This is a genomic window from Streptomyces sp. NPDC033216, assembly GCF_055577115.1.
Genome location: NZ_JBVIQK010000003.1, coordinates 594,985 through 617,363, shown reverse-complemented (window position 1 = coordinate 617,363; position 22,379 = coordinate 594,985). Strand labels below are relative to the sequence as shown.

General features: G+C 72.2%; 17 protein-coding genes. 15 read left to right on the top strand and 2 right to left on the bottom strand.

Features of this window, described 5'->3' with window-relative positions; genetic code table 11:
* From ACZ5Y0_RS09400 to ACZ5Y0_RS09385, 4 genes are all read left to right on the top strand, one after another.
* Positions 1–248, top strand: a 248-nt coding sequence (locus ACZ5Y0_RS09400; protein ID WP_469128013.1) for an alpha-glucosidase C-terminal domain-containing protein, incomplete at its 5' end; no start/stop codon positions are given.
* 28 nt (positions 249–276) lie between these two features.
* The gene (locus ACZ5Y0_RS09395) at positions 277–1,638 is read left to right on the top strand and encodes a maltokinase N-terminal cap-like domain-containing protein (RefSeq protein ID WP_469128012.1); all 1,362 of its coding nucleotides are present in this window, start codon (positions 277–279) and stop codon (positions 1,636–1,638) included.
* A gap of 3 nt (positions 1,639–1,641) precedes the next feature.
* Complete coding sequence (gene glgB / locus ACZ5Y0_RS09390) at positions 1,642–3,846, top strand: 1,4-alpha-glucan branching enzyme (protein ID WP_469128011.1); 2,205 nt, start codon at positions 1,642–1,644, stop codon at positions 3,844–3,846.
* Between the two features lie 58 nt (positions 3,847–3,904).
* Positions 3,905–4,993, top strand: a complete 1,089-nt coding sequence (locus ACZ5Y0_RS09385) for a glutamate--cysteine ligase 2 (RefSeq protein ID WP_469128010.1) — start codon at positions 3,905–3,907, stop codon at positions 4,991–4,993.
* A 44-nt stretch (positions 4,994–5,037) separates the two neighbouring features.
* Here the strand turns inward: ACZ5Y0_RS09385 and ACZ5Y0_RS09380 are convergent, their stop codons facing one another.
* Positions 5,038–5,271 (bottom strand): DUF6480 family protein, encoded by a 234-nt coding sequence (locus ACZ5Y0_RS09380; RefSeq protein ID WP_469128009.1) that lies wholly within the window; start codon positions 5,269–5,271, stop codon positions 5,038–5,040.
* Positions 5,272–5,442: 171 nt separating this feature from the next.
* Between ACZ5Y0_RS09380 and ACZ5Y0_RS09375 the strand changes: the two genes are divergently transcribed.
* Both ACZ5Y0_RS09375 and ACZ5Y0_RS09370 read left to right on the top strand, forming a co-directional pair.
* Complete coding sequence (locus tag ACZ5Y0_RS09375; RefSeq protein WP_469128008.1) at positions 5,443–7,347, top strand: AMP-dependent synthetase/ligase; 1,905 nt, start codon at positions 5,443–5,445, stop codon at positions 7,345–7,347.
* Between the two features lie 175 nt (positions 7,348–7,522).
* The gene (locus ACZ5Y0_RS09370; RefSeq protein WP_469128007.1) at positions 7,523–7,957 is read left to right on the top strand and encodes an ATP-binding protein; all 435 of its coding nucleotides are present in this window, start codon (positions 7,523–7,525) and stop codon (positions 7,955–7,957) included.
* 484 nt (positions 7,958–8,441) lie between these two features.
* Here ACZ5Y0_RS09370 and ACZ5Y0_RS09365 read toward each other — a convergent pair whose 3' ends face one another.
* Positions 8,442–8,813 (bottom strand): PRC-barrel domain containing protein, encoded by a 372-nt coding sequence (locus ACZ5Y0_RS09365; protein WP_469128006.1) that lies wholly within the window; start codon positions 8,811–8,813, stop codon positions 8,442–8,444.
* Between the two features lie 219 nt (positions 8,814–9,032).
* Between ACZ5Y0_RS09365 and ACZ5Y0_RS09360 the strand changes: the two genes are divergently transcribed.
* From ACZ5Y0_RS09360 to ACZ5Y0_RS09320, 9 genes are all read left to right on the top strand, one after another.
* Positions 9,033–9,917, top strand: coding sequence for an RNA polymerase sigma factor SigF (locus ACZ5Y0_RS09360; RefSeq protein WP_469128005.1), 885 nt, complete (start codon positions 9,033–9,035; stop codon positions 9,915–9,917).
* A 268-nt stretch (positions 9,918–10,185) separates the two neighbouring features.
* Positions 10,186–14,457, top strand: a complete 4,272-nt coding sequence (locus ACZ5Y0_RS09355; protein ID WP_469128004.1) for a hybrid sensor histidine kinase/response regulator — start codon at positions 10,186–10,188, stop codon at positions 14,455–14,457.
* A gap of 58 nt (positions 14,458–14,515) precedes the next feature.
* Positions 14,516–17,038: a SpoIIE family protein phosphatase gene (locus ACZ5Y0_RS09350; RefSeq protein ID WP_469128044.1), complete on the top strand. Its 2,523-nt coding sequence runs from the start codon at positions 14,516–14,518 to the stop codon at positions 17,036–17,038.
* Positions 17,039–17,233: 195 nt separating this feature from the next.
* Positions 17,234–17,620 carry an STAS domain-containing protein gene (locus ACZ5Y0_RS09345; protein ID WP_469128003.1) on the top strand — a complete coding sequence of 129 codons (387 nt, stop codon included), beginning with the start codon at positions 17,234–17,236 and terminating at the stop codon, positions 17,618–17,620.
* Between the two features lie 236 nt (positions 17,621–17,856).
* The gene (locus ACZ5Y0_RS09340; RefSeq protein ID WP_469128002.1) at positions 17,857–18,756 is read left to right on the top strand and encodes an STAS domain-containing protein; all 900 of its coding nucleotides are present in this window, start codon (positions 17,857–17,859) and stop codon (positions 18,754–18,756) included.
* Complete coding sequence (locus ACZ5Y0_RS09335) at positions 18,753–19,169, top strand: STAS domain-containing protein (protein WP_469128001.1); 417 nt, start codon at positions 18,753–18,755, stop codon at positions 19,167–19,169. The genes ACZ5Y0_RS09340 and ACZ5Y0_RS09335 overlap by 4 nt, the downstream gene beginning before the upstream one ends.
* Entirely contained in the window at positions 19,166–19,609 is a 444-nt protein-coding gene (locus ACZ5Y0_RS09330; RefSeq protein WP_469128000.1) for an anti-sigma regulatory factor, read from the top strand. The genes ACZ5Y0_RS09335 and ACZ5Y0_RS09330 overlap by 4 nt, the downstream gene beginning before the upstream one ends.
* The gene (locus ACZ5Y0_RS09325; protein WP_469127999.1) at positions 19,609–20,652 is read left to right on the top strand and encodes a SpoIIE family protein phosphatase; all 1,044 of its coding nucleotides are present in this window, start codon (positions 19,609–19,611) and stop codon (positions 20,650–20,652) included. Before ACZ5Y0_RS09330 ends, ACZ5Y0_RS09325 begins: the two co-directional genes overlap by 1 nt.
* A complete protein-coding gene (locus ACZ5Y0_RS09320) occupies positions 20,649–22,358 on the top strand; it encodes a PP2C family protein-serine/threonine phosphatase (protein ID WP_469128043.1) in 1,710 nt (569 codons plus the stop codon). The genes ACZ5Y0_RS09325 and ACZ5Y0_RS09320 overlap by 4 nt, the downstream gene beginning before the upstream one ends.
* The last annotated feature ends 21 nt before the right edge of the window (positions 22,359–22,379 follow it).

Here is a 22,379-nt window from a genome sequence, read left to right as displayed (position 1 = left end):
CGGCCGTCCTCGCCTTCCTGCGCGAGTACGAGGACGACCTGGTCCTGTGCGTCCACAACTTCTCCCGCTTCGCCCAGCCCACCGAGCTGGACCTGCGTCGCTTCGACGGCCGCCACCCGGTCGAACTGTTCGGGGGCGTCCGCTTCCCCGCGATCGGTGAACTGCCTTACCTGCTCACCCTCGCAGGACACGGTTTCTACTGGTTCCGGCTCGTCCGAGCCGCATCCCGCGTCGGCCGGCGCCTGTGAGCGTGCGCCGAGGGAAGGACGCGTCACCATGCAGAAGACCGCATCTCTGAGCCCGGGCAGTGCCGTCGGCGTCCGCTCCACGGGAACGCTAGGGGCACTGCTGCGCGAGTGGCTGCCTCGGCAGCGCTGGTTCGCGGGCAAGGACCGGCCCCTCAACGACCTGCGTCTGCTGTCCATGACGGAGCTGTATCCGGGCTGTCTGCATCTGCTGGTGCAGACCGGCCAGTCGGGCATGCCCTCACCGGGCGGCACTCCCCCGCCCGATGACTGCTACCAGCTGCTCCTCGGCATCCAGCAGCATCTGTCGCCGCGGTTGGGCCGGGCCCTCATCGGCAGGGTCGAGGAAGGAGCGCTGGCCGGACTGACCGTGCACGACGCGTTGCAGGACCCGCGGTCGGCGCATCTGCTGCTGGAGCGCATGCGGCATCCAGGGCCGCTCGGTCCGCTGTGCTTCGAGTCCGACCCGTCGGTCCACGTGCCGGCCGGGCTGGCGCCCCGGCTGCTGGAGGCCGAGCAGTCCAACACCTCGCTGGTCTACGGCGACGCGTTCATCCTGAAGGTGTTCCGGCGTATCCAGCCCGGAGTCAACCCGGACCTGGAGGTGCCGGTCGCGCTGGCCGGGCAGGGGTGCGGCCGGGTGCCGGCCCCGGTGGCCTGGTACCGCACGACCCATCCGCAGGAGGCGACACTCGGTGTCCTCCAGCCGTTCCTGCCCGACGCCTCCGACGGCTGGACCCTGGCCCTGGACGCACTGGCCCGCGGGCAGGACTTCACTCCCCAGGCCCACGTGCTGGGCGGGGCCACCGCGGAGGTGCACCTCGCGCTGGCCGCGGCCTTCCCCGCCGGACCGCTCGGTGACAACGCGCGGACGGCGGCCGGGATGACCGAGCGGCTGGAGACCGCCGCCCACCACGTGCCGGCGCTGCGTCCGTACGTCCCCGGGCTCACCACGGCCTTCGGTGCGCTCGCCGCCTGCGATACGGGCCCGCCGGCCCAGCGCATCCACGGCGATCTGCACCTGGGGCAGGTGCTGCGTGCCGGACGCGAGTGGTTCGTCATCGACTTCGAGGGCGAACCGTCCCGGCCGCTGGCCGAGCGGCGCAGTGCGCAGTCCCCGGTCCGGGACATCGCGGGCATGCTCCGCTCGTTCGACTACGCCGCCCGGCAGCGCCGCCCCTGGCGTCCCGAGTGGGCCCGCCGCTGCCGGGAGGCGTTCTGCGCCGGGTACGCGGAACAGGCCGGCTGGGACCCCCGCAAGAAGCACGCCCTGCTGCGTGCCTACGAAACCGACCGTGCCGTGTACGAGGTGCTGTACGAGGCGCGGCACCGTCCCGACTGGCTACCCGTACCCATGGCGGCGATCGAACGACTCGCCGTCCGAGGAGGCTGACCGATGGCTCTGCGTGACACTTCTCGGCCCGAGTCGGCCGGCCCTCGCCCGCCGGTGGCCCCCGCGCTCGACCCCGCCGACCGGGGGCGCCTGCTGGCCGGAGCGCACCACGACCCGCACGCCCTGCTGGGCGCGCACCCGGTGCCGGACGGCATCCTGTTCCGGGCGCTGCGTCCCTTCGCACGCTCGGTCGCCGTCCTCGTGGACGGCCGACGCACCCCGCTGGTGTCGGAGGGCGACGGCCTCTTCGCCGCCGTCCTGCCACTGGCCGAGGTCCCGGCGTACACGCTGCTGGTGGCGTACGAGGGAGACGAGACGGAGGTGCACGATCCCTACCGCTTCCTGCCGGCGCTGGGCGATCTCGATCTGCACCTCATCCGGGAGGGCCGGCACGAGCAGCTGTGGAAGGCGCTCGGTGCCGAGCCGATGACCCACCAGGGCGTGGCCGGCACCCGGTTCACGGTGTGGGCGCCGAACGCCCGGGGGGTGCGGGTCGCCGCGGACTTCACCTACTGGGACGGCACCGCGTTCCCGATGCGCTCCCTCGGCTCGTCCGGGGTGTGGGAGCTGTTCCTGCCCGGGGTCGGCGAGGGCACCCGGTACAAGTTCGAGATCACCTCGCGCCACGGGCACCGCTTCCTCAAGGCCGACCCGATGGCCCGGTGCGCGGAGGTCCCGCCGGACACCGCGTCGATCGTGCACGCCTCGCACTACGAGTGGGGCGACGCCGAGTGGATGGCGCACCGGGGGGACGTGCCCGTGCACGCGGCGCCGTTCTCGGTGTACGAGGTGCACCTGCCGTCCTGGCGGCCCGGGCTGACGTACCGCCAGCTGGCCGATGAGCTGCCGGCGTACGTGAACGACCTCGGTTTCACGCATGTGGAGTTCATGCCGGTCGCCCAGCATCCGTTCTCCGGTTCCTGGGGCTACCAGATCACCGGTTTCTACGCTCCGTCCTCCCGGCTCGGCACGCCCGACGACTTCAAGCACCTGGTCGACGCGCTGCACCGGGCCGGGATCGGCGTCATCGTGGACTGGGTGCCGGCGCACTTCCCCAAGGACGACTGGGCGCTGGCCCGCTTCGACGGGGACCCGCTGTACGAGCCCGGAAACGCGCAGCGGGCGGAGCATCCGGACTGGGGGACGTTCGAGTTCGACTACGGGCGCACGGAGGTGCGCAACTTCCTCGTGGCCAACGCGGTGTACTGGTGCGAGGAGTTCCACATCGACGGGCTCCGGGTGGACGCCGTCGCCTCCATGCTCTACCTCGACTACTCGCGGGACGGCGGGCAGTGGACGCCGAACATGTTCGGCGGCCGGGAGGATCTGGACGCGAAGGCGTTCCTCCAGGAGATGAACGCGACGGTGTACCGCCGCAACCCGGGCGTGGTGACCATCGCGGAGGAGTCCACGGCCTGGGAGGGGGTGACCCGGCCGACCGACAGCGGCGGCCTGGGATTCGGGCTGAAGTGGAACATGGGGTGGATGCACGACTCGCTGGAGTACGTCGCCAAGGAGCCGGTGCACCGCAAGTACCACCACCACGAGATGACCTTCTCCATGGTGTACGCCTACAGCGAGAACTACGTCCTGCCCATCTCCCACGACGAGGTCGTGCACGGCAAGCAGGCGCTTGTCTCGAAGATGCCCGGCGACTGGTGGCAGCGGCGGGCCAACCACCGCGCCTACCTCGCCTTCATGTGGGCCCATCCGGGCAAGCAGCTCCTCTTCATGGGGCAGGAGTTCGCCCAGGGAGGGGAGTGGTCGGAGGCACACGGCCCCGAGTGGTGGCTGCTCGACGAGGGCTACGGCGCGGCGGCCGACCACCGCGGTGTACGGGACCTGGTCCGCGACCTCAACGCGCGCTATCGCGCGACCCCGGCGCTGTGGCAGCGGGACACCGACCCGGGCGGCTTCCGCTGGGTTCTCTGCGACGCGGCCGAGGACAACGTCTTCGCGTTCCTGCGCTACGACGCCGAGGGCGTCCCACTCCTCGCGGTCAGCAACTTCTCCCCCGTCGTCCGCCACGACCACCGGCTGGCCGTGCCGGACGACATCCCCGTCTGGTACGAGGCACTCAACACCGACGACATGCGGTACGGCGGCAGCGACGTGCGTCTGCTCGACGGGATCAAGCCGGAGAACGGGGAGGTCGTCCTCACCCTGCCGCCCCTCGCGACCGTGTGGCTGACGCCCACCTCCGTGTGAAGCGGTCTCGACGGGGCAGGCGGGTGCGTACCACCCACCCAGAGAAGGGCTGCATCACGTGCGCACCGTCGGAGTCGAGGAGGAACTCCTCCTGGTCGACCCGGAGACCGGAGAACCGCAGGCGCTCTCCGCCGCGGTTCTCGCCCGCGCCGCGCGGGACCGGGAGGACCAGGATGTTTTCGAGAACGAACTGCACAACCAGATGCTGGAGTTCGCCACCCACCCGCAGTCGGGCATGGACGAACTCGCGGAGGAGATCGTCCGCATACGCGGGGAGGCGGCCCGGCACGCCGGAGAGATCGGGTGCACGGTGGCGGCGCTGGCGACGTCGCCGTTGCCGGTGCGCCCCTCCGTCGGCATGAACCGGCGCTACCAGTGGATGGCGGAGCAGTACGGCATCGCCACCCGTGAACAGCTCGTCTGCGGCTGTCATGTCCATGTGTCGGTGGAGTCGGACGAGGAGGGCGTCGCCGTCCTCGACCGGATCCGGCCCTGGCTGTCGGTGCTGGCGGCACTCAGTTCGAACTCCCCGTTCTGGCAGGGCAGCGAGACGGGGTACAGCAGCTATCGCAGCAGGGTGTGGAAGCGCTGGCCGTCGGCCGGTCCGACCGAGCTGTTCGGTTCGGCGGAGCGCTATCACCAGCGGGTGGCGGACATGGTGGCCACCGGCACGATCCTCGACGAGGGGATGGTCTACTTCGACGCCCGGCTGTCGGCGCGCTACCCGACGGTGGAGATCCGGGTCTCGGACGTCTGCCTGCGCGCGGACACCGCCGTGCTCGTCGCCGCGCTGGTGCGCGGCCTCGTCGAGACCGCGGCCCGCGAGTGGAAGGCCGGCGAGGAACCTGCCGACCACAGTGTGAGTCTGCTGCGGCTGGCGGACTGGCGGGCCGCCAAGTCCGGGCTGACCGGCGATCTGCTGCATCCGGCGACCCTGCGGCAGGCGCCCGCCGAGACGGTGGTGCGGGCCCTGATCGATCATGTGGCGGAGGCGCTGGCCGACAGCGGTGACCTGGAGCGGGTCCGCACGACCTGTGCCGATCTGCTGCGCCACGGCAACGGTGCCATGGTGCAGCGCGAGCTGTGGGAGCGCACCGGAAGCCTGCGCGAGGTCGTCACCGGCTGCGTGCGGCACACCCAGGGCTGACGTCTCCCGCCGGTCCGGCCGTGGTCGGAGTGTGGGGGCTGTGGTCAGAAGATGAGGATCAGGGCGTAGGCCAGGAAGAAGCCCGCGACCAGCACGGTGAGAAGGATGATCAGGGTGAGCGGGCCCTTGGCCCAGCCCTTGGGGGGATTGTGGGTCTCCCGCGGTCCGGCCTCGGGCATGCTGCTCTCCGCGGGCGGTGTCTCGCCCGGCGGTACGCCGCCGCCCGGTTCCAGTCCTGTGCTGCGTTCCGGTTCGGGGTCGGGACTGATGTAGGTCATGTCCGCCGAGTGCCCGAACGTCCGGTTCGCCAACAGTCCGCCGCCGAGATCATCAACGCGGAATAGTTATCCGATCCCGGCCACAAGCGGTCCCGCCTGGGCTACATTCGACCACCGTCGATGACTGTCCTCGTCGGCGGAGTCACAGCCCGTACCTGTCAGGAGCAGCGCATGCGCGATGTCGCCCTCGCTCCCCCAGTCGCCCCGCCCCTGACCGGAGGTCTCGCCGACAGCGTTTTCGAGACAGCCGCCCGCACTCCCTCTCTGCCGGTACTCGCCCGCCGGTCCACTCCCTCGGGGCCGTGGGAGGACGTGACGGCCGCGGAGCTGCGCGACCAGGTCGTGGACCTCGCCAAGGGGCTCATCGCTTCGGGGATCTCGCCGGGCCACCGGGTGGCGGTCATGGCGCGCACCCGCTACGAGTGGACGGTGCTCGGCTACGCCCTCTGGGCGGTGGGCGCCGAGATCGTCCCCGTGCATCCGACGTCCTCGCGCGACCAGGTCGAGTGGATCCTGCGGGACGCGGGCTGTGTGGGCGTGCTCGTCGAGGACGAGCAGAGCGTCATGACGGTGGGTTCGGTGTGCGCGACGCTGCCGTCCCTGCGGCACGTCTGGCAGCTCGACGCGGGGGCGTTCGGGGACCTCACCCGCCGGGGCGAGGTGATCCCTCAGACCACCGTGGACTCGCTGCGCCGGATCGTGCTGCCGGACTCCACCGCGGTGATCGCGTACACCTCCGGCACCTCGGGCCGTCCCCTGGGATGCGCGCTCACCCATCGCAGCCTGGCCTCGCCGTGCGACACCCTGCTGGCCGGCTGGGGGAACACCGCGGGGCCGCCCGGACAGCAGCCGTCCGTCCTCGCCTTCCTGCCCTTCTCCCATGTGTACGGGCTGATGGTCCAGGGACTGTGCCTGCGCGGCGGCATTCTGATGGGGCACGAACCGGACCTGAGCGGGGAGGCCCTCGCCGAGGCGCTCCTGTCCTTCCGTCCGACCCACCTGTACGGGGTCCCGTCGGTCTTCGAGAAGATCTACAAGAACTTCCTGCGCGCGGCCCAGGAGACAGGCCGCGGGGCGCTCTTCGAACGGGCCGCGGACACCGCCCGGGACTTCGCGGCGGCCGTCGAACGCCAGCGGCTCGGCCGGGGTTCGGGCCCCGCCTTCGATCTGCGGCTCCAGCACGCCCTGTTCGAACGGACGGTGTACCGCAGACTCCGTGCCGCCCTGGGCGGCCGCGTGCACCGCGCGACCTCGGGCGGCTCGCCGCTCCACCGCGACCTGTCCCTCTTCTACGAGGGCATCGGCATCTACGTCCACGACGGTTACGGTCTGACGGAGACCAGCGGCGGGATCACCATGCAGCCCTTCGGGCGGGAGAAGTCGGGGACCGTCGGGCGGGCCCTGCCGGGTACGGAGATCCAGGTGGCCGGCGACGGGGAGATCCTGGTACGGGGACCGTCGCTGTTCCAGGGCTACGTCAACGACAACGCCGCCACGCGGGCCACGCTGTCGGGCGGCTGGCTGGCCACCGGGGATCTGGGGCACCTTGACGGCGACGGCTACCTGACCATCACCGGCCGCAAGAAGGACGTGATCATCACCAGCGGCGGCACGAGCGTGGCACCGGCCGCGCTCGAGCAGCGGCTGCGGCTGCACCCGCTCGTTCATCAGGCGGTGGTCGTCGGTGACGGCCGGCCCTGTGTGGGGGCGTTGATCACACTGGATCCGGAGTTCGTCGCGCACTGGCGCCGCAACCTGCCGCCGCACGGCGGCGACGGCTCCAGCCGGGAGGTTCGGGAGGAGAACGCCCTGCGGGAGGAGGTGGGGCGGGCGGTGGCCGCGGCCAGCAACGCGGTGTCCCGGTCGGAGTCGATCCGGGTGTTCCGGGTGCTGCCGGAGCCGTTCGACCACGCCAACGGGTTGCTGACTCCGTCGATGAAGCTGCGCCGCGACTCGATCGTGCGGCACTACGCCGCCGAGATCGAGGCCATGTACCAGACCCGGGTGCGGATCCCCCGGGAGAGCCCACCGGCCGAGGTGCTGAGTTGGGACGACACCGACGACGTGTTCCGCTGATGTGCGCCGGGCCGTGCCCGCACGACCGTGGCCGTCCGGTCGCCGTCCGTGGCCGGGCTCCGCGGCCCGGTGCCCGACGCGTAGACCGCCCCTCCTAGGGAACCCTGGGGAGTGGCAAGGAGAGAGCCCCACGAGAAAGGACGACGGTCCCGGCGACAGGGGGCCGCACGACGACATGGCAACCGAGCCCCGTGGTGACGACTCACCGGCCTCCTGGGCCATTCCGAGCCGCACCGCCCGCTTCGCGGGTGAACCGCAGGACGTGACAGGTGCGCGCCTGGCCGCCGAGGAGTTCCTCCGTATCCTCGCCCGCGCGACCCCGCCCGCGGCGCCCGAGTACTGGCACGACATCGTGCTGATCGTCACGGAGTTGGCGTCCAACGCGGTCCAGTACGCGCCGGGCCCTTTCGTTCTGCACCTGCGCCCCACCTTCGACGGGGTGCACGTGACGCTGCACGACACCAACCCCGCCGCGCCCGCGCCGCGCCCCTTCCACCCCGACGCGGGGGGCGGTGGGATCGGCTGGCATCTGATCCACACGCTGTGCAGCCAGGTGAGCGTGGTGTCCGCGGACGGAGGGAAGGACGTACACGTCTTCCTGCCGTGGTGACCGAAGCGGCGGCCGCTCGCAGGTCCGGGGCCGGGACGCTCGGGTCCGGATCGGGACGAGGCCGCTGACCGTCCGTCCGCCCGAGGGGCGTGGGCCGCGGCGCCGTCGCGAGGCGGTCCGATGCTCGATTTCGGCCGTGGCCATGGCCACGGCGGCGGGCCGTCGGTAGGCCGTATGCCGCGTCGGGACGACGGCGTCACCATGGTCGTGGACCCGTCAGCCGCACGCCGTCACGCGTCGGTGTCGCTTCGAAGCCGGCCGGAACCGCTGCCGTGCGGGACGGCGTCGACGACCACCTCCGGGACGACGAGCGGCAGGTGGGTGACCCCGGCTCCCGGCCGACCGTGCCGCCGCGTTCCGGCGGCGGGTGACGACCACCCCCGCCGGCGCGAGCTCGTACGGAGGTGGGGGCCGACACCCCGGCGGTGCCGCTCGGGCCGGCGCGGATTCGTCTCCCCTCACGGCACGGCCACCACCGCTCCGGTCAGGCGGTCGTGGTCCCGCGCGCGCTCAGCCGACGGTAGTAGTCGGCGACGTCCGTCAGATAGGCGGGGTCCATGGTCTCACTGTCGGTCCGGAAGCGTGGCGCCTCCTTGACCTCCTCCACGGTGCAGGCGAGGGATATCTTCCGGCCTTCCGTGTCGACGGACGTGACCAGGCCCACCGGGACGACGGCGCTCCTGCCGAACAGCCAGACGCCCGTGTCGACGACCAGGTGCCACATGCCGTGGTGGCCGTCCTCGCGTTCGACGTGCCCCACGGTGCCGTCGGTCCCGATCACCGCGTACCCCGTGAGGTCCTGTCCTTCGACATGCCCGCTGACCGACGGATAGCACCAGATGCTGTCGATGGTCACGCTGCTCCCTTCTCGTGTTCCCCAGCACTCTGATACCCGGCAGCCGCGACCGCATTCGGGGGCTTCGTGTCGTCCCGAGGTACGACCGGTTCACGCCACGCAAGACACTGGTGCGTCCGCCGCGGCATGAGTCGGGGAAGCGGGGGCAGACGGACTGCGTCATCTGGAGGCCCGGCGAACTCGGCAGTTCGGCGGGCCCACACGAACGGAGTGAGCGGCATGAAGGCCGTGACGGCACAGGAACGAACGGCCACGGCAGGGCGGCAGACCATCGACGACGCCCTGCGGGGCGGGGTTCCGCTCATCGACATGCCCACCGAAGTCAGTCCGAGGGACGCGCGGGAACTCTCCCGCCCCTTCTTCGACCGGCTGGCGGTCCTGGAGGAGGGCACGCGCGAGCACCAGTACGTGCGCAACACCCTGATCGAGATGAATCTCTCCCTGGTGCGGTACGCGGCCTCCCGGTTCCGCGGCCGGGGCGATTCGATGGAGGACATCGTCCAGGTCGGGACGATCGGACTGATCAAGGCGATCGACCGGTTCGAGCTGACCCGCGAGGTCGAGTTCACCTCCTTCGCCGTGCCGTACATCGTCGGCGAGATCAAGCGGTTCTTCCGCGACACCAGCTGGGCGGTCCACGTGCCGCGTCGACTCCAGGAAGCGCGGGGGGAGCTGGCCCGCGCGACCGACGAGCTCCAGTCGCGGCTGGGGCGCATGCCCACCACACGGGAGCTGTCGCAGCTGATGTCGCTCTCGGAGGAGGAGGTCATCGAGGCGCGCAAGGCCTCCAACTGCTACACGTCCGCCTCGCTCGACGCCGCCCTCACCTCCGACGGCGGTCCGGACGGCGAGTCGGCGCTGGCCGACTTCATCGGCGCGGAGGAACCCGCCCTCGAACTCGTCGAGGACTTCAACTCGCTGGCGCCCCTGATCGCCGAGATGGACGCGCGGGAGCGGCGGATCCTGCATCTGCGGTTCGTGGAGGAGCGGACGCAGGCGGAGATCGGCCAGGAACTGGGCATCTCGCAGATGCACGTCTCCCGGCTCATCAGCCGCATGGTGGCGCGGCTGCGGCTCGGCCTGCTGGGCTCCGAGGCCGCCTGACGAGGCCGACGGAGGGAAAAGCTTTTCTAGTACCCCGTTTCCGACCGTGCATGCACGGTGCGCACCCGGTGAATCTTCTGTGCGCCCGGCGTGGCGCGAGACTTTGTTCCGCCGTAGGCCCATGGGTTAGCCTTCGGCGGATTTATCTCATCGCGCACATCCGTGAACTGCGGAAATGCACACAAGACCGGCGAGCGCCGTCTTCCTGGGACGGCCCGGTTCCGAGCCCCCGCCGGGGGGGCTCCTGGGGAGCGGAACGAGGGTACGCATGACCAGCAACGCCACCGAGGCCGCGGACACGGCTCCCGGCGATCAGGAGCTCAGACGCCTCCTGGCCGGCCTGACAGCCGTACGGGACGGAGACTTCGGAACCCGGCTGCCCGCCGACGGCGAAGGCCTGATGGGCGACATCGCGACCGTGTTCAACGGCATGGTCGACCAGTTGTCCGTCTTCACCTCCGAGGTCACGCGCGTGGCCCGCGAGGTGGGCACCGAGGGGACCCTCGGCGGGCAGGCCGAGGTGCCCGGCGTGTCCGGCACCTGGGCCGACCTGACGGACTCCGTGAACGCCATGGCGGGGAACCTGACGACCCAGGTCCGCGACATCGCGCAGGTGGCGACGGCGGTGGCCAAGGGCGATCTCTCCCAGAAGATCGATGTGCCCGCCCGAGGCGAGATCCTTCAGCTGAAGGAGACCGTCAACACGATGGTCGACCAGCTCTCCGCCTTCGCCGACGAGGTCACCCGCGTCGCCCGCGAAGTGGGCACCGAGGGACGCCTCGGGGGGCAGGCGCAGGTGCCCGGCGTGGCCGGTGTCTGGCGGGACCTCACCGACTCGGTCAATTTCATGGCCGGAAACCTCACCGCCCAGGTGCGCAACGTCGCCCAGGTGACCACGGCGGTCGCCAAGGGCGACCTGTCGCAGAAGATCACCGTGGACGCCCGCGGCGAGATCCTCGAACTCAAGAACACCATCAACACGATGGTCGACCAGCTCTCCGCCTTCGCCGACGAGGTCACCCGCGTCGCCCGCGAGGTCGGCACCGAGGGACGGTTGGGCGGCCAGGCGGACGTCAAGGGCGTCAAGGGCACCTGGCGGGACCTCACCGACTCGGTGAACTTCATGGCGGGCAATCTCACGGCCCAGGTGCGCAACGTCGCCCAGGTGGCCACCGCGGTGGCCGAGGGCGACCTGTCGCAGAAGATCACCGTCGATGCCCGCGGCGAGATCCTCGAACTCAAGAACACCATCAACACGATGGTCGACCAGCTCTCCGCCTTCGCCGACGAGGTCACCCGCGTCGCCCGCGAGGTCGGCACGGCGGGCAACCTCGGCGGGCAGGCCACGGTCCGGGGCGTCTCCGGCACCTGGAAGGACCTGACCGACAACGTCAACGTCATGGCGTCGAACCTGACGGGCCAGGTGCGCTCCATCGCGCAGGTGGCCACGGCGGTGGCGCGCGGCGACCTGTCGCAGAAGATCACCGTGGAGGCCAAGGGCGAGGTCGCCGCGCTGGCCGATGTCATCAACACCATGGTGGACACGTTGTCGGCCTTCGCGGACGAGGTCACCCGTGTCGCCCGCGAGGTGGGGACGGAAGGCCGGCTCGGCGGCCAGGCGCACGTGCCGAACGTGGCGGGCACCTGGAAGGACCTCACCGACAACGTCAACTCGATGGCGAACAACCTCACCGGCCAGGTGCGCAACATCGCGCTGGTGACGACGGCGGTGGCCAAGGGCGACCTGTCGAAGAAGATCGACGTCGACGCCCGCGGCGAGATCCTCGAACTCAAGACGACCATCAACACGATGGTCGACCAGCTCTCCGCCTTCGCCGACGAGGTCACCCGCGTGGCCCGCGAGGTCGGCACCGAGGGCCGTCTGGGCGGGCAGGCCGAGGTGGAGGGTGTCTCGGGCACCTGGAAGCGCCTCACCGAGAACGTCAACGAGCTGGCGGGCAACCTGACCCGTCAGGTGCGGGCGATCGCCGAGGTGACGAGCGCCGTCGCCGAGGGCGACCTGACCCGCTCGATCACCGTGGAGGCCTCCGGCGAGGTCGCCGAACTCAAGGACAACATCAACTCGATGGTGGGGTCCCTGCGGGAGACCACGCTCGCCAACCAGGAGCAGGACTGGCTCAAGACCAATCTCGCGCGGGTCTCCGGGCTCATGCAGGGTCACCGCGACCTGCCCGTGGTGGCGGAGCTGATCATGGACGAGCTGGTGCCGCTGGTCGCGGCCCAGTACGGCGCCTTCTACCTCGCCGAGGACGGTGCGAAGGGTCCGGAGCTGCGGCTGGTGGGCGCCTACGGCTACCCCGACGACGACTCCCGCCCGACCCGCATCCCGTTCGGCCGCTCCCTGGTCGGCCAGGCCGCGCGCAGCCGTCGTACGATCATGGTCGACGATCTGCCCGCCGGGTACGTCGTGGTCTCCTCCGGGCTCGGTCAGGTGGAACCCAGCGCGCTGGTGCTGCTGCCGATCCTGTTCGAGGGCCAGGTGCTCGGGGTCATCGAGCTGGCGTCGGTCACCGCGTTCAAGGAGATCCACCGGGACTTCCTCGAACAGCTCAGAGAGACCATCGGGGTCAACGTCAACACGATCGTGGCCAACGCCCGCACCGACGAGCTGCTCGGCGAGTCGCAGCGACTGACCGCCGAACTCCAGGCCCGGTCCGCGGAGTTGCAGTCCCAGCAGGAGGAGTTGCAGCGCTCCAACGCCGAGTTGGAGGAGAAGGCCTCGCTGCTCGTGGCACAGAACCGGGACATCGAGGCGAAGAACCTTCAGATCGAGCAGGCACGACAGGAACTGGAGGCGCGCGCGCAGCAGTTGTCGCTGGCGTCGAAGTACAAGTCGGAGTTCCTGGCCAACATGAGCCACGAGCTGCGCACTCCGCTGAACAGCCTGCTGATCCTGGCCCAGTTGCTCGCGCAGAACCCCTCACGCAACCTGACGCCGAAGCAGGTGGAGTACGCGGGCATCATCCACTCCGCGGGCTCGGACCTGCTCCAGCTGATCAACGACATCCTGGACCTGTCGAAGGTCGAGGCGGGCAAGATGGACGTGTCCCCGGAACGGGTGCCGCTGCGGCAGCTCATCGAGTACGTCGAGGCGACGTTCCGGCCGATGACGACGCAGAAGAGTCTCGAGTTCACGATCAGCACGGCCGCCGGCGCCCCGGCGGACCTGCTGACGGACGACTCCAGGCTGCGCCAGGTGCTGCGCAACCTGCTGTCCAACGCCGTGAAGTTCACCGAGCAGGGCAGCGTGGAGCTGCGCATCGAGCCGGTGGACGCGGACGCGGCGCCCGAAGGGGTTGTCGGCGGCGGCACGGTGGTGGCCTTCCGGGTGAAGGACACCGGCATCGGCATCCCCGAGCAGCAGCTCGAAACCATCTTCGGGGCCTTCCAGCAGGCCGACGGCACCACGAGCCGCAAGTACGGCGGCACCGGCCTCGGACTGTCCATCACCCGGGAGATCGCCCACCTGCTCGGCGGTGCGGTGACGGTGGACAGCGCGCCCGGGAAGGGCAGCACGTTCACGCTCTACCTGCCGGTGGCCCGCGGGGACTTCGAGGAGGTGCTCAGCGGCGGCCGGACGGTGGAGCGTGGCCTCGACGACGGGCCCCTGGCGGAGGCCGGGCACCCGCTGGGCCTGCCCGCGGCGTCCGGCACGGCCCGGCGTCCACGCCGGCTGCTGGTCGTGGAGGAACGGCCGCGCGGGCTGCTGACGCTGGTCGCCGAGAGCGTGATGGCCGACATCGCGGGCGGCCGGGAGGACGGTACTCCGCCGCCGGTCGACGTGGTCACCGCTGTCGGAGCGCGGGAGGCGGCGGGGGCACTGGCCGCCGAGCCGTGCCACTGCGTGGTCCTGGAACTCGGAATGCCCGACGCGGAGGCCTCCCGCTTCCTGGAGGCCCTCCAGGGCGACTCGGCGCTGGCGAACGTGCCGGTGCTCGTGCACAGCGGTCACCGCACGGACTTCGCCCAGGAGGAGGCGCTCCGGTCCTGGTCGGCGGGTCGGCCACTGGAGTTCCTGTCGAGCCTCGACGAACTGCGTGAACGCATCACGCTGCACCTGTCCGCCGAGGAGCCCGGCGACGTGCTCGCCCTGGTCCGCCAGGACGAGCCGCACACCGTGGCACCGCAGCCCGTCGACGACGCCGTCGTCGGCCGGACGGTCCTGGTCGTCGACGACGACGCGCGCAACCTGTTCGCGCTCAGCGGCATCCTGGAGCTGCACGGCCTGCGGGTGCTGCACGCGGAGAACGGGCGCGAGGGCATCGAGGCGCTGCGCGACAATCCGGACATCGCCCTGGTCCTGATGGACGTGATGATGCCGGAGATGGACGGGTACACGGCCACGGCCGAGATCCGCACCATGCCGCAGTACGCCGACCTGCCCATCATCGCGGTGACCGCGAAGGCGATGCCGGGCGACCGGGAGAAGAGTCTCGCCTCGGGGGCCAGCGACTACGTCACCAAGCCGGTGGACACGCATGATCTGATGTCCTGCGTCCGCCGCTGGCTGACCGCGTGAGAGCGGCCCGCCGTCCGAGCACCAGGCGTACCGGCCGAGGAGTCGTCGCACCGTGAACATGTCCGAACAGCAGCCCGAGCGGACCGAGGGACCGGCCGGACCGGCGCAGGCCGCCTCTCCGGCACCGCCCACGGAGGGACCCGCGGTCGCCGCCCCGTCCCCCGGCGGGCCGGCCGCAGCGTCCCCGGAGGCGGCCGCGGGCGCCGGAGGCACGGCGTCCGGGCGCGGCGTCGTGGCGACCGGCCGGGAAGCGGCCCCGTCTTCCGTCGGACGCCTCGCGGCCACCGTCGAGCGGCTGCGCCGTGAGGTGCGGGCGGCGCAGGCCGAGGCCGAGGGGCGGGCGCTGGTCGAGCTGGCCAAGGGAATCCTCGTCGAGCGGCTCGGCTGCGGGCCGGCCGAGGCGGCCCGGCAGCTCACCGAGCTGGCCCGGCAGGCCGGGGTGACGCCGCTGGAGTTCGCGGTGGACGTCATCAACCAGGCCGCCCAGGACCGGGTGTCCGAGGTGACCGACGCCTTCATGGCGGCCGTCACAGGGGCCGTGGCGGCCGAGGAGTCCGCCGCCCTGCGGCTGCGGGCGGCCGAGAGCGGGGCGCTGGCGGCCCACGACGCGCAGGCTGTCGCCGACTCCCTGCTCCAGCACGCCCTGGACCCACTCGGCGCGGTGGCGGTGGCGATCTGGGCGGCGGGCTCCGACGGCTCGCTGACGCTCGCCGGAAGCGCCGGCTTCGCCCCGACCGAGGCCGCCCGCTGGCACTACGTGCCGCCGGACGTCGCCACGGTGGCCCGGCTCGGCCTCACCGAGCCCGCGGGCCAGTGGATCGGCTCCCTCGCGCAGACCGGGCTGCCCACCATCGGCCGGCAGGCCCATCCGGAAGGCGGCCGGGTCGCCGTCCCCGCCGGGACCGGAGGCCGGATCCACGGCGTCCTGGAGATCGCCTGGCCGTCGTTCCTGGATCCGCAGCCGCCACAGGTGGTACGCCAGGTGGAGGCGCTCGCGGAGCTGTGCGCGCACACGCTCCAGGCGTACCCCCACGCCCAGGGCGCCGACGGGGAACCGCGGATGCTGCCGGACGCCGCCGAGCTGATGGACCTCGCGGACGGCCTGCACGACCCGGCGCTGGTGCTGGTGCCGCTCGTCGACGCGACGGGGCAGCTGGTGGACTTCCGCATCCAGCACGTCAACGACCACTTCCTCGACCCGGCGGGTCGGCCGCGGGCGGTGGTCAACGGCGCCCTGCTGCTGGAGGCCTACCCGATGGCGGCGGGCGACAGCGACCTCTTCCAGCGCATCGAGCGGGTCCACGCCACGGGCGAACCGTTCCGGGCCCGCCGTATGAGCCTGACCGCGCTCGTCGACGAGGTACCGCTGTCGGCGGTGGCGGATCTGAGCATCAGCCGCCACGGCACCTGCGTGCTGCTCATCTGGCGCATCGAGGACGAGGCGGCCCGGCTGGCGAGCCTGTTGCAGCACGCCCAGCGTCTCGGCCGGATCGGCGGCTTCGAGGAGAACGTCCTCACGGGCGAGACGACGTGGAACGGGCAGCTGTTCGCGCTGTACGGGCGGGACCCGTCGAGCCCTCCGGTGCGGCTGGAGGAACTGAGGGCCCACGCCCACCCGGACGACGCGGTCTCCATCGGCCGCTTCCTGCGCACCCTGCTGCACCACCGGCGTTCGGCGTCCGCCGCCTTCCGGCTCCAGCAGCCGGACGGGGTGACCCGGCACGTGCGCATCGTCGCCGAGCCGGTCCTGGACACCGACAGGCAGCTGGTGGCCGTACGCGGCGCGTACCAGGACATCTCCTCCCAGCACTGGACGGAGGTGGCGCTCGCCGCCACCCGTGACCAGCTCGCCCAGACCGAGCAGCATGCCAGCGAGCGCAGCCGACTGGCCCTTCAGCTCCAGAACGCGATCATGCCGCCCACCCGGGCGCCGCTGAACATGGCGGGCCTCCAGGTGGCGGTGCGCTACCGGCCGGCCGAGGAGGAGCACCTCGTGGGCGGCGACTGGTACGACGCCTTCGTGCTGCCGTCCCGGCTGGTGCTGCTGTGTGTCGGCGACGTCGCCGGGCACGGCATCGAGGCGGCGACCAGCATGGTCGTCCTGCGCAACGCGCTGCGCGGTCTCGCCGTGACCGGCGCCGGCCCGGCTCAGCTGCTGTCGTGGCTGAACATCGTCGCCCACCATCTGACGGGCGCCGTCACGGCGACGGCGGTGTGCGGGCTGTACGACCCGGTCCGGCGCACCCTGCGGTGGGCCAGGGCGGGCCACCTGCCGCCGGTCCTGGTGCGCGGCTCGGCCGCCGCCCCGCTGCCCCTGCTCCAGGGGATGCTGCTGGGCGCTGTACCGGAGACGTCCTACGAAGAGGCGGAGATCGAGCTCGCGGCCGAGGACACGCTGCTGATGTACACCGACGGCCTGATCGAGCGGCGGGACCGGTCGGTGGAGGAGTCGCTGACGCAGCTGCTGAGCCAGGCGCGCACCAAGTCGCCGTCGCTGGATCAGCAGTTGGACCGGCTGCTCACCCACAGCAGGTCCGACACGGACGACGACACGTGCATCGTGGGGATGAGGCTGGGTTAGACGGTTCACCCGGCCGGAGACGCATACCCGTCCGCTTCCGGGGTATCCGCGGGGGCGCGGTGCGCGGCAGGAACACAGGTGGGGAGGGGAAGCGCACGGGCCGAGGCCGGTGCGCTCCCGTCCGCCCGCGTTCCTGCCGCGCACCGCAGTCGCCCACCGGGGCAGATCCCGGACCGTCAGTTTTCGGAGGTACTCGTGTCCATCGCCCAGAACCCGTTGTCCGTCGAGGTCACCCTGCCCCGGGAGGACGTGGCCCTGGTCACGGTCGCGGGCCATCTGGACCTCGACACCGCGACCGAGTTCCAGGCCCATCTGGCGAACCAGCTCCATCACGGGCGCCGGCACTTCCTGCTGGACCTGTCGGAGGTGCCGTTCATGGACTCGTCCGGGATGAACATCATCCTGCGGGTGTACCAGGAGGCACGGGAGCTGCCGGGCAGTGTGCACGTGATCGATCCGACGCCCGCCGTGCGCCGGGTACTGGACCTCACCGGGGTCAGCATCACGGTGCCCATCTCGGACAAGGTGGACGACGCCCTGGCACTCATCGACCGCGCACAGGCGTCGTCCGAGGCTCCGTAGCCCGAGGTCTTCTGTACCCGGCCGGCCGGCTCGCCGCACCCCTGCGCGCGCCGCGGGGTGCGGCCCACGGCCGTACAACAGTTGCCATTTGACAACCGTGCGGGCTGGGCAAGAGAGTGACGGGGCCGGTGTCGGCTGCCGCGCGGGTGTCGCGGCGCAGGCCGGCCCCCAGGACGAACGTCGTCCCGCCGGCCGGGCCGGTGCGCGGCGGCAGGACGCAGACGAGGAGTGAGGCATTGCCGGAGCACGAAGCGGCCGAGTCGCAGGGAACACCGACGGAGGAGGTCGGGGCCTTCCTGAGCCGCCGCCGGGAGCAGATCGCCCAGCGCTGGGCCGATGAACCCCTGTTCCGCGCCGTGTTCACCGTCTCGCGCGACGAGGCGGTCGAGGCCGGCCGGAGCGTCGTCGACGCCCTCGCCCAGGTCGTCGCCTCCGGGCGGGTGCAGGACTCCGACAGTGCCGGGTTCACCGTCGTGCGCGAGCAGCTGGCCCGGATGTCGGCCTCCCGCTCCCGGTCCGGGATGAGCACCTCGCAGGTCTCCAGCGAGGTGGACGCCCTCCGGGCCCCCGTGGTCAACCTGCTCGTCGCCGATCTGCCGGACGCGCCGGCGGACCACGTCCGGGAGTCGACGGAGGTCCTGACGGTCCTGATGGGCACCCTGCGGCTCGTGGTCATGGAGACCGCCCTGACGGAGGTCCAGTCCCTCATCGACCGGCAGCAGATGCAGCTGCTGGAGGTCGCCACGCCGGTCATCAGGCTCTGGGACGGCATCGTCGCCGTACCGCTCATCGGCACGCTCGACAGCGCGCGCAGCCAGGTCGTGATGGAGACCCTGCTGGAGGCGGTCGTCGACCAGCAGGCGCGGTACGCCATCCTCGACATCACCGGGGTGCCGACGGTCGACTCGCTGGTCGCGCAGCACCTGATGAAGACCGTCGCGGCGGTCCGGCTGATGGGCGCGGAGTGCGTCGTCTCGGGCATCCGGCCCGCCATCGCGCAGACCATCGTGCACCTCGGTCTCGACCTCGGTACCGTCATCACCCGCGCCGGTCTCGCCGATGCCCTGGCGTACGCCCTGCACGAGCTGGGCGCCGGCATCGTGCACGCCACGCCCGGCGGTGCGGGTCCACGGTGAACGACGACCACTCCCGCGCCGTCGGGGCCACCGTGCCGGTGCTCAGGATCGGCGACGTCCTGCTGGTCACCCTCCAGGGGGACCTGCACGACAGCACCGCGGAGCAGCTCCGGCAGGACATCGTGGAGGCCATCGCCCACAGCCGGGTGACCGGCGTGGTCATCGACATCTCCGGCATCGAGATCGTCGACTCCTTCCTCGGGCGGGTGCTCGCCGAGATCGCGGCCAACGCCCGGCTGCTGGCCGCGCAGACCGTGGTGGCCGGGATGCGTCCGGCGGTCGCGCTCACGCTGGTGGAACTGGGCCTGACACTGCCGGGCCTGCGGACCGCGCTGAGCACGGCGGCGGCTCTGGAACTGCTCGGACGGACGGACGGCACGGCGTCGGGCGGTCCGCGCCGGGAGCCCCGGTGAGCGGGACCGCGGCGGGCGTCGAGGCCCGCCTGCCGATCCGCTCGGATCTGGATCTGGTGTGGGTGCGGCAGCATGTACGGCAGGCCGCCGCCTCGCTCGGCTTCGGCCTGGTGGAACAGACCAAGCTGGTCACGGCCGCCAGCGAACTGGCCCGCAACACGCTGGTGTACGGCGGGGGCGGGGAGATGAGGGCGGTGCCGCTCACCGACGGCCGGGTCAAGGGGCTGCGGCTGACGTTCTCCGACTCGGGGCCCGGCATCCCCGACGTGGAGCAGGCCCTGCGCGACGGCTTCACCTCCGGTGGCGGCCTCGGCATGGGCCTGGGCGGCGCCCGGCGGCTGGTGCACGAGTTCACCATCGACAGCACGCCCGGTGCCGGTACGACGGTCACGGTGACCTCCTGGGCGTCCCGCACCCCCCGGCCGCGCGAGGAGCCCTGATGCCCCGGGTGTGGGACGTGCCGGTGCACGACTCGACGCGGGTGCGGGACGCGCGCGTGGCCGCCGAGGAGGCCGCGGCCCTCGTCGGCCTCGACGAGGGCCGCACGTCGGCCGCCGCGCTGGTGGCGACGGAACTGGCCACCAACCTCCTCAAGCACGCCGACGGCGGACAGCTCCTCGTCGACCTGGTCGCCCCGCCGGCCGGGCGGGGCGGGGTCGTCGTGCAGATAGCCGCGGTGGACCACGGTCCGGGCATGGCCGACGTACCGGCCGCGTTCGGCGACGGGTTCTCCACGGCGGGCTCCCTCGGCGCCGGGCTGGGCACCTGCCGACGGGTGTCCGACGGCTTCGACCTGCACAGCGCGCCGGGGCGCGGCACGGTCGCGCTGGCCCGGCTGGGTGCCGCCGCGCAGACCGATCCCGGCGATCCGGCACCCGCGCGGGCCGGCGGGGTGAACATCCCCTTCGCCGGCGCCGAGTGCTCGGGCGACGCCTGGACCTGGGTGCGGGCCGGTGACGTGCTGACCCTGATGCTCGCCGACGGGCTGGGCCACGGGCCACAGGCGGCCCTCGCCTCCTCGGCGGCCGTGGACGAGCTGCACCGCAGCGCCCACCTCCCGCCCGCGGAGATCCTGCACCGCCTGGACGCCGCGCTGCGCGGCACGCGGGGCGCCGCGGTCGCGGTGGCCCAGCTCGACGCGCGGGCCGAGCTGCTGCGGTTCGCCGGGATCGGCAATGTGGGAGCGCGGCTGCGCGAGGGCGACTCCTGGCGCCATCTGCTCTCCCGGCCCGGCATCGTGGGCGCGCACCGCCCCACGAGGCTGCCGGAGACCGTGGCGCCCTGGGCGGCCGACCGCCTGCTGGTCCTGCACAGCGACGGGCTGCCCAGCCGCTGGGTGCCACCCGGCGACCCCCGGCTCGCGACGGCCGACCCCGCGGTCACCGCGGCGGTCATCGTGCGCGACACCAGCAGTTCCGCCCGCCCGGTGCGTGACGACACGGCCGTGGCCGTCCTGTCCCCGATACCGCCGGACCGCCCCTGATGCGCACCTGGGAGATCACCACCGTCACCGACGCGGCACGCGCCCGTATCGCCGCCACGCGGCTGGCCGCCGCGTACGGCGTCGTGCCGCTGGAGCGGACGCGGCTGGCCACCGCGCTCAGCGGACGGCTGCGCCAGTGTCTGACCAAGGGCGGCGGCTGGCGGCTCGTCCTGGCGACCGACGGGGACCGGCTGCGCGTCGAACTCGCCCCGCTCCCCGCCACCGGGGAGCCGCCGTGGCACGTCACCGTGCCCTGCGCCGAGCCGGCCGATCCCGCCGTGGCCGCGGCGGTGGCGGACGACACGGCTGTCCTGGCGGAGGCCCTGCTCGGGGCCGACGAGGACACCGCCCTGGTGCTGGACCGGCTCGCCGAGCAGGAAGAACTGGTCGCCTTCCACCGGGAGGAGCTGCACCAGACCAACCAGGGCGTTCTGGCGCTGCACGCCGAGCTGGACGCGGCCGGACGCGCCCAGCGCGACGCGTTCGCGGCGGAGCGCGCGGCCCGCCAGGAGGCGGAGAGCGCCCGGCGCAGACTGACCTTCCTCGCGGACGCCAGCGCGGTGCTGACGGCGTCCCTCAACCACGAGGAGATCATGCGCCGACTGCCCCAGCTGCTGGTGCCCGAGTACGCGAGCACGGTCGACATCTGGCTGTTCGACTCCGAGGGCGACCCGCGGTCCTCCGTCCCGCGCCCGGCGGCCGCGGTCGTCGCCGCCCGGACCGGCCGTCCCCAGTACGCCGCCGACCACCGCGGCGGGCTGCCCGGCGTCGACGACCAGCCGCCGTCGGCACTGCACGCCGGCGGGCCGCTGTTGTGCGTCCCGCTGCCGACCCGTCGCGCCCCCCTGGGAGTGCTGACGCTGACCCCGCCGGGCGAGCGCTGGAACCCGGACGACGCCGTCATGCTGATCGAGCTGACCCGGCGGGCCAGCATCGCGCTGGACAACGCGCGCCGCTTCGAGCACAACCGGGACATCGCCGAGACGCTCCAGCGGGCCCTGCTGACCGATCTGCCGACCACTCCCGGCCTGCGCCTGGCGGCCCGCTATCTGCCGGCCACGTACGGGCTGAACATCGGCGGCGACTGGTACGACGCGTTCCGGCAGCCCGACGGCAGCCTGATCACCGTCATCGGCGACGTGACCGGGCACGGACTGCACGCGGCCGTCATGATGAGCCAACTGCGCACCGCACTGCGGGCCTACGCCGTCGACGGCGGCAGCCCCGGCGTGCTGCTGACCCGGCTGCACACCTTCCTGCACCACCTCCAGCCCGACCTGTACGCCACCGCCGTCATCGCCCGCTTCCAGCCCGGCGAGCCGGTGCTGACCTGGGCGGCCGCCGGGCACCCGCCTCCCGTGCTGCGCGACCCGGACGGACGGGTGCGCACGCTGGACGCCAAGCCGGCGGCGATGCTGGGCATCCCGCTCCACCAGGAGATCGCCGACCACACGGAGCCCCTGGTGCCCGGCTCCACGCTGGTGCTCTACACGGACGGGCTGGTGGAGCGGCGCGCCCAGGGCATAGACCCGGGAATCGAACGGCTCGCGGCGGCACTCGGCTCCTTCGGCACCGGGGACCTGGACGCGGACCTCGACGGCGCGGCCGAGCGCATCCTGGACCCGATGCTGAGCGACTCCGAGCGGGACGACGACGTGTGTCTGCTGCTGTGCCACATCGACAGCGGAGTGGTCACGGCGGGATGAGGGGCGGGCGGCCCCCACCGC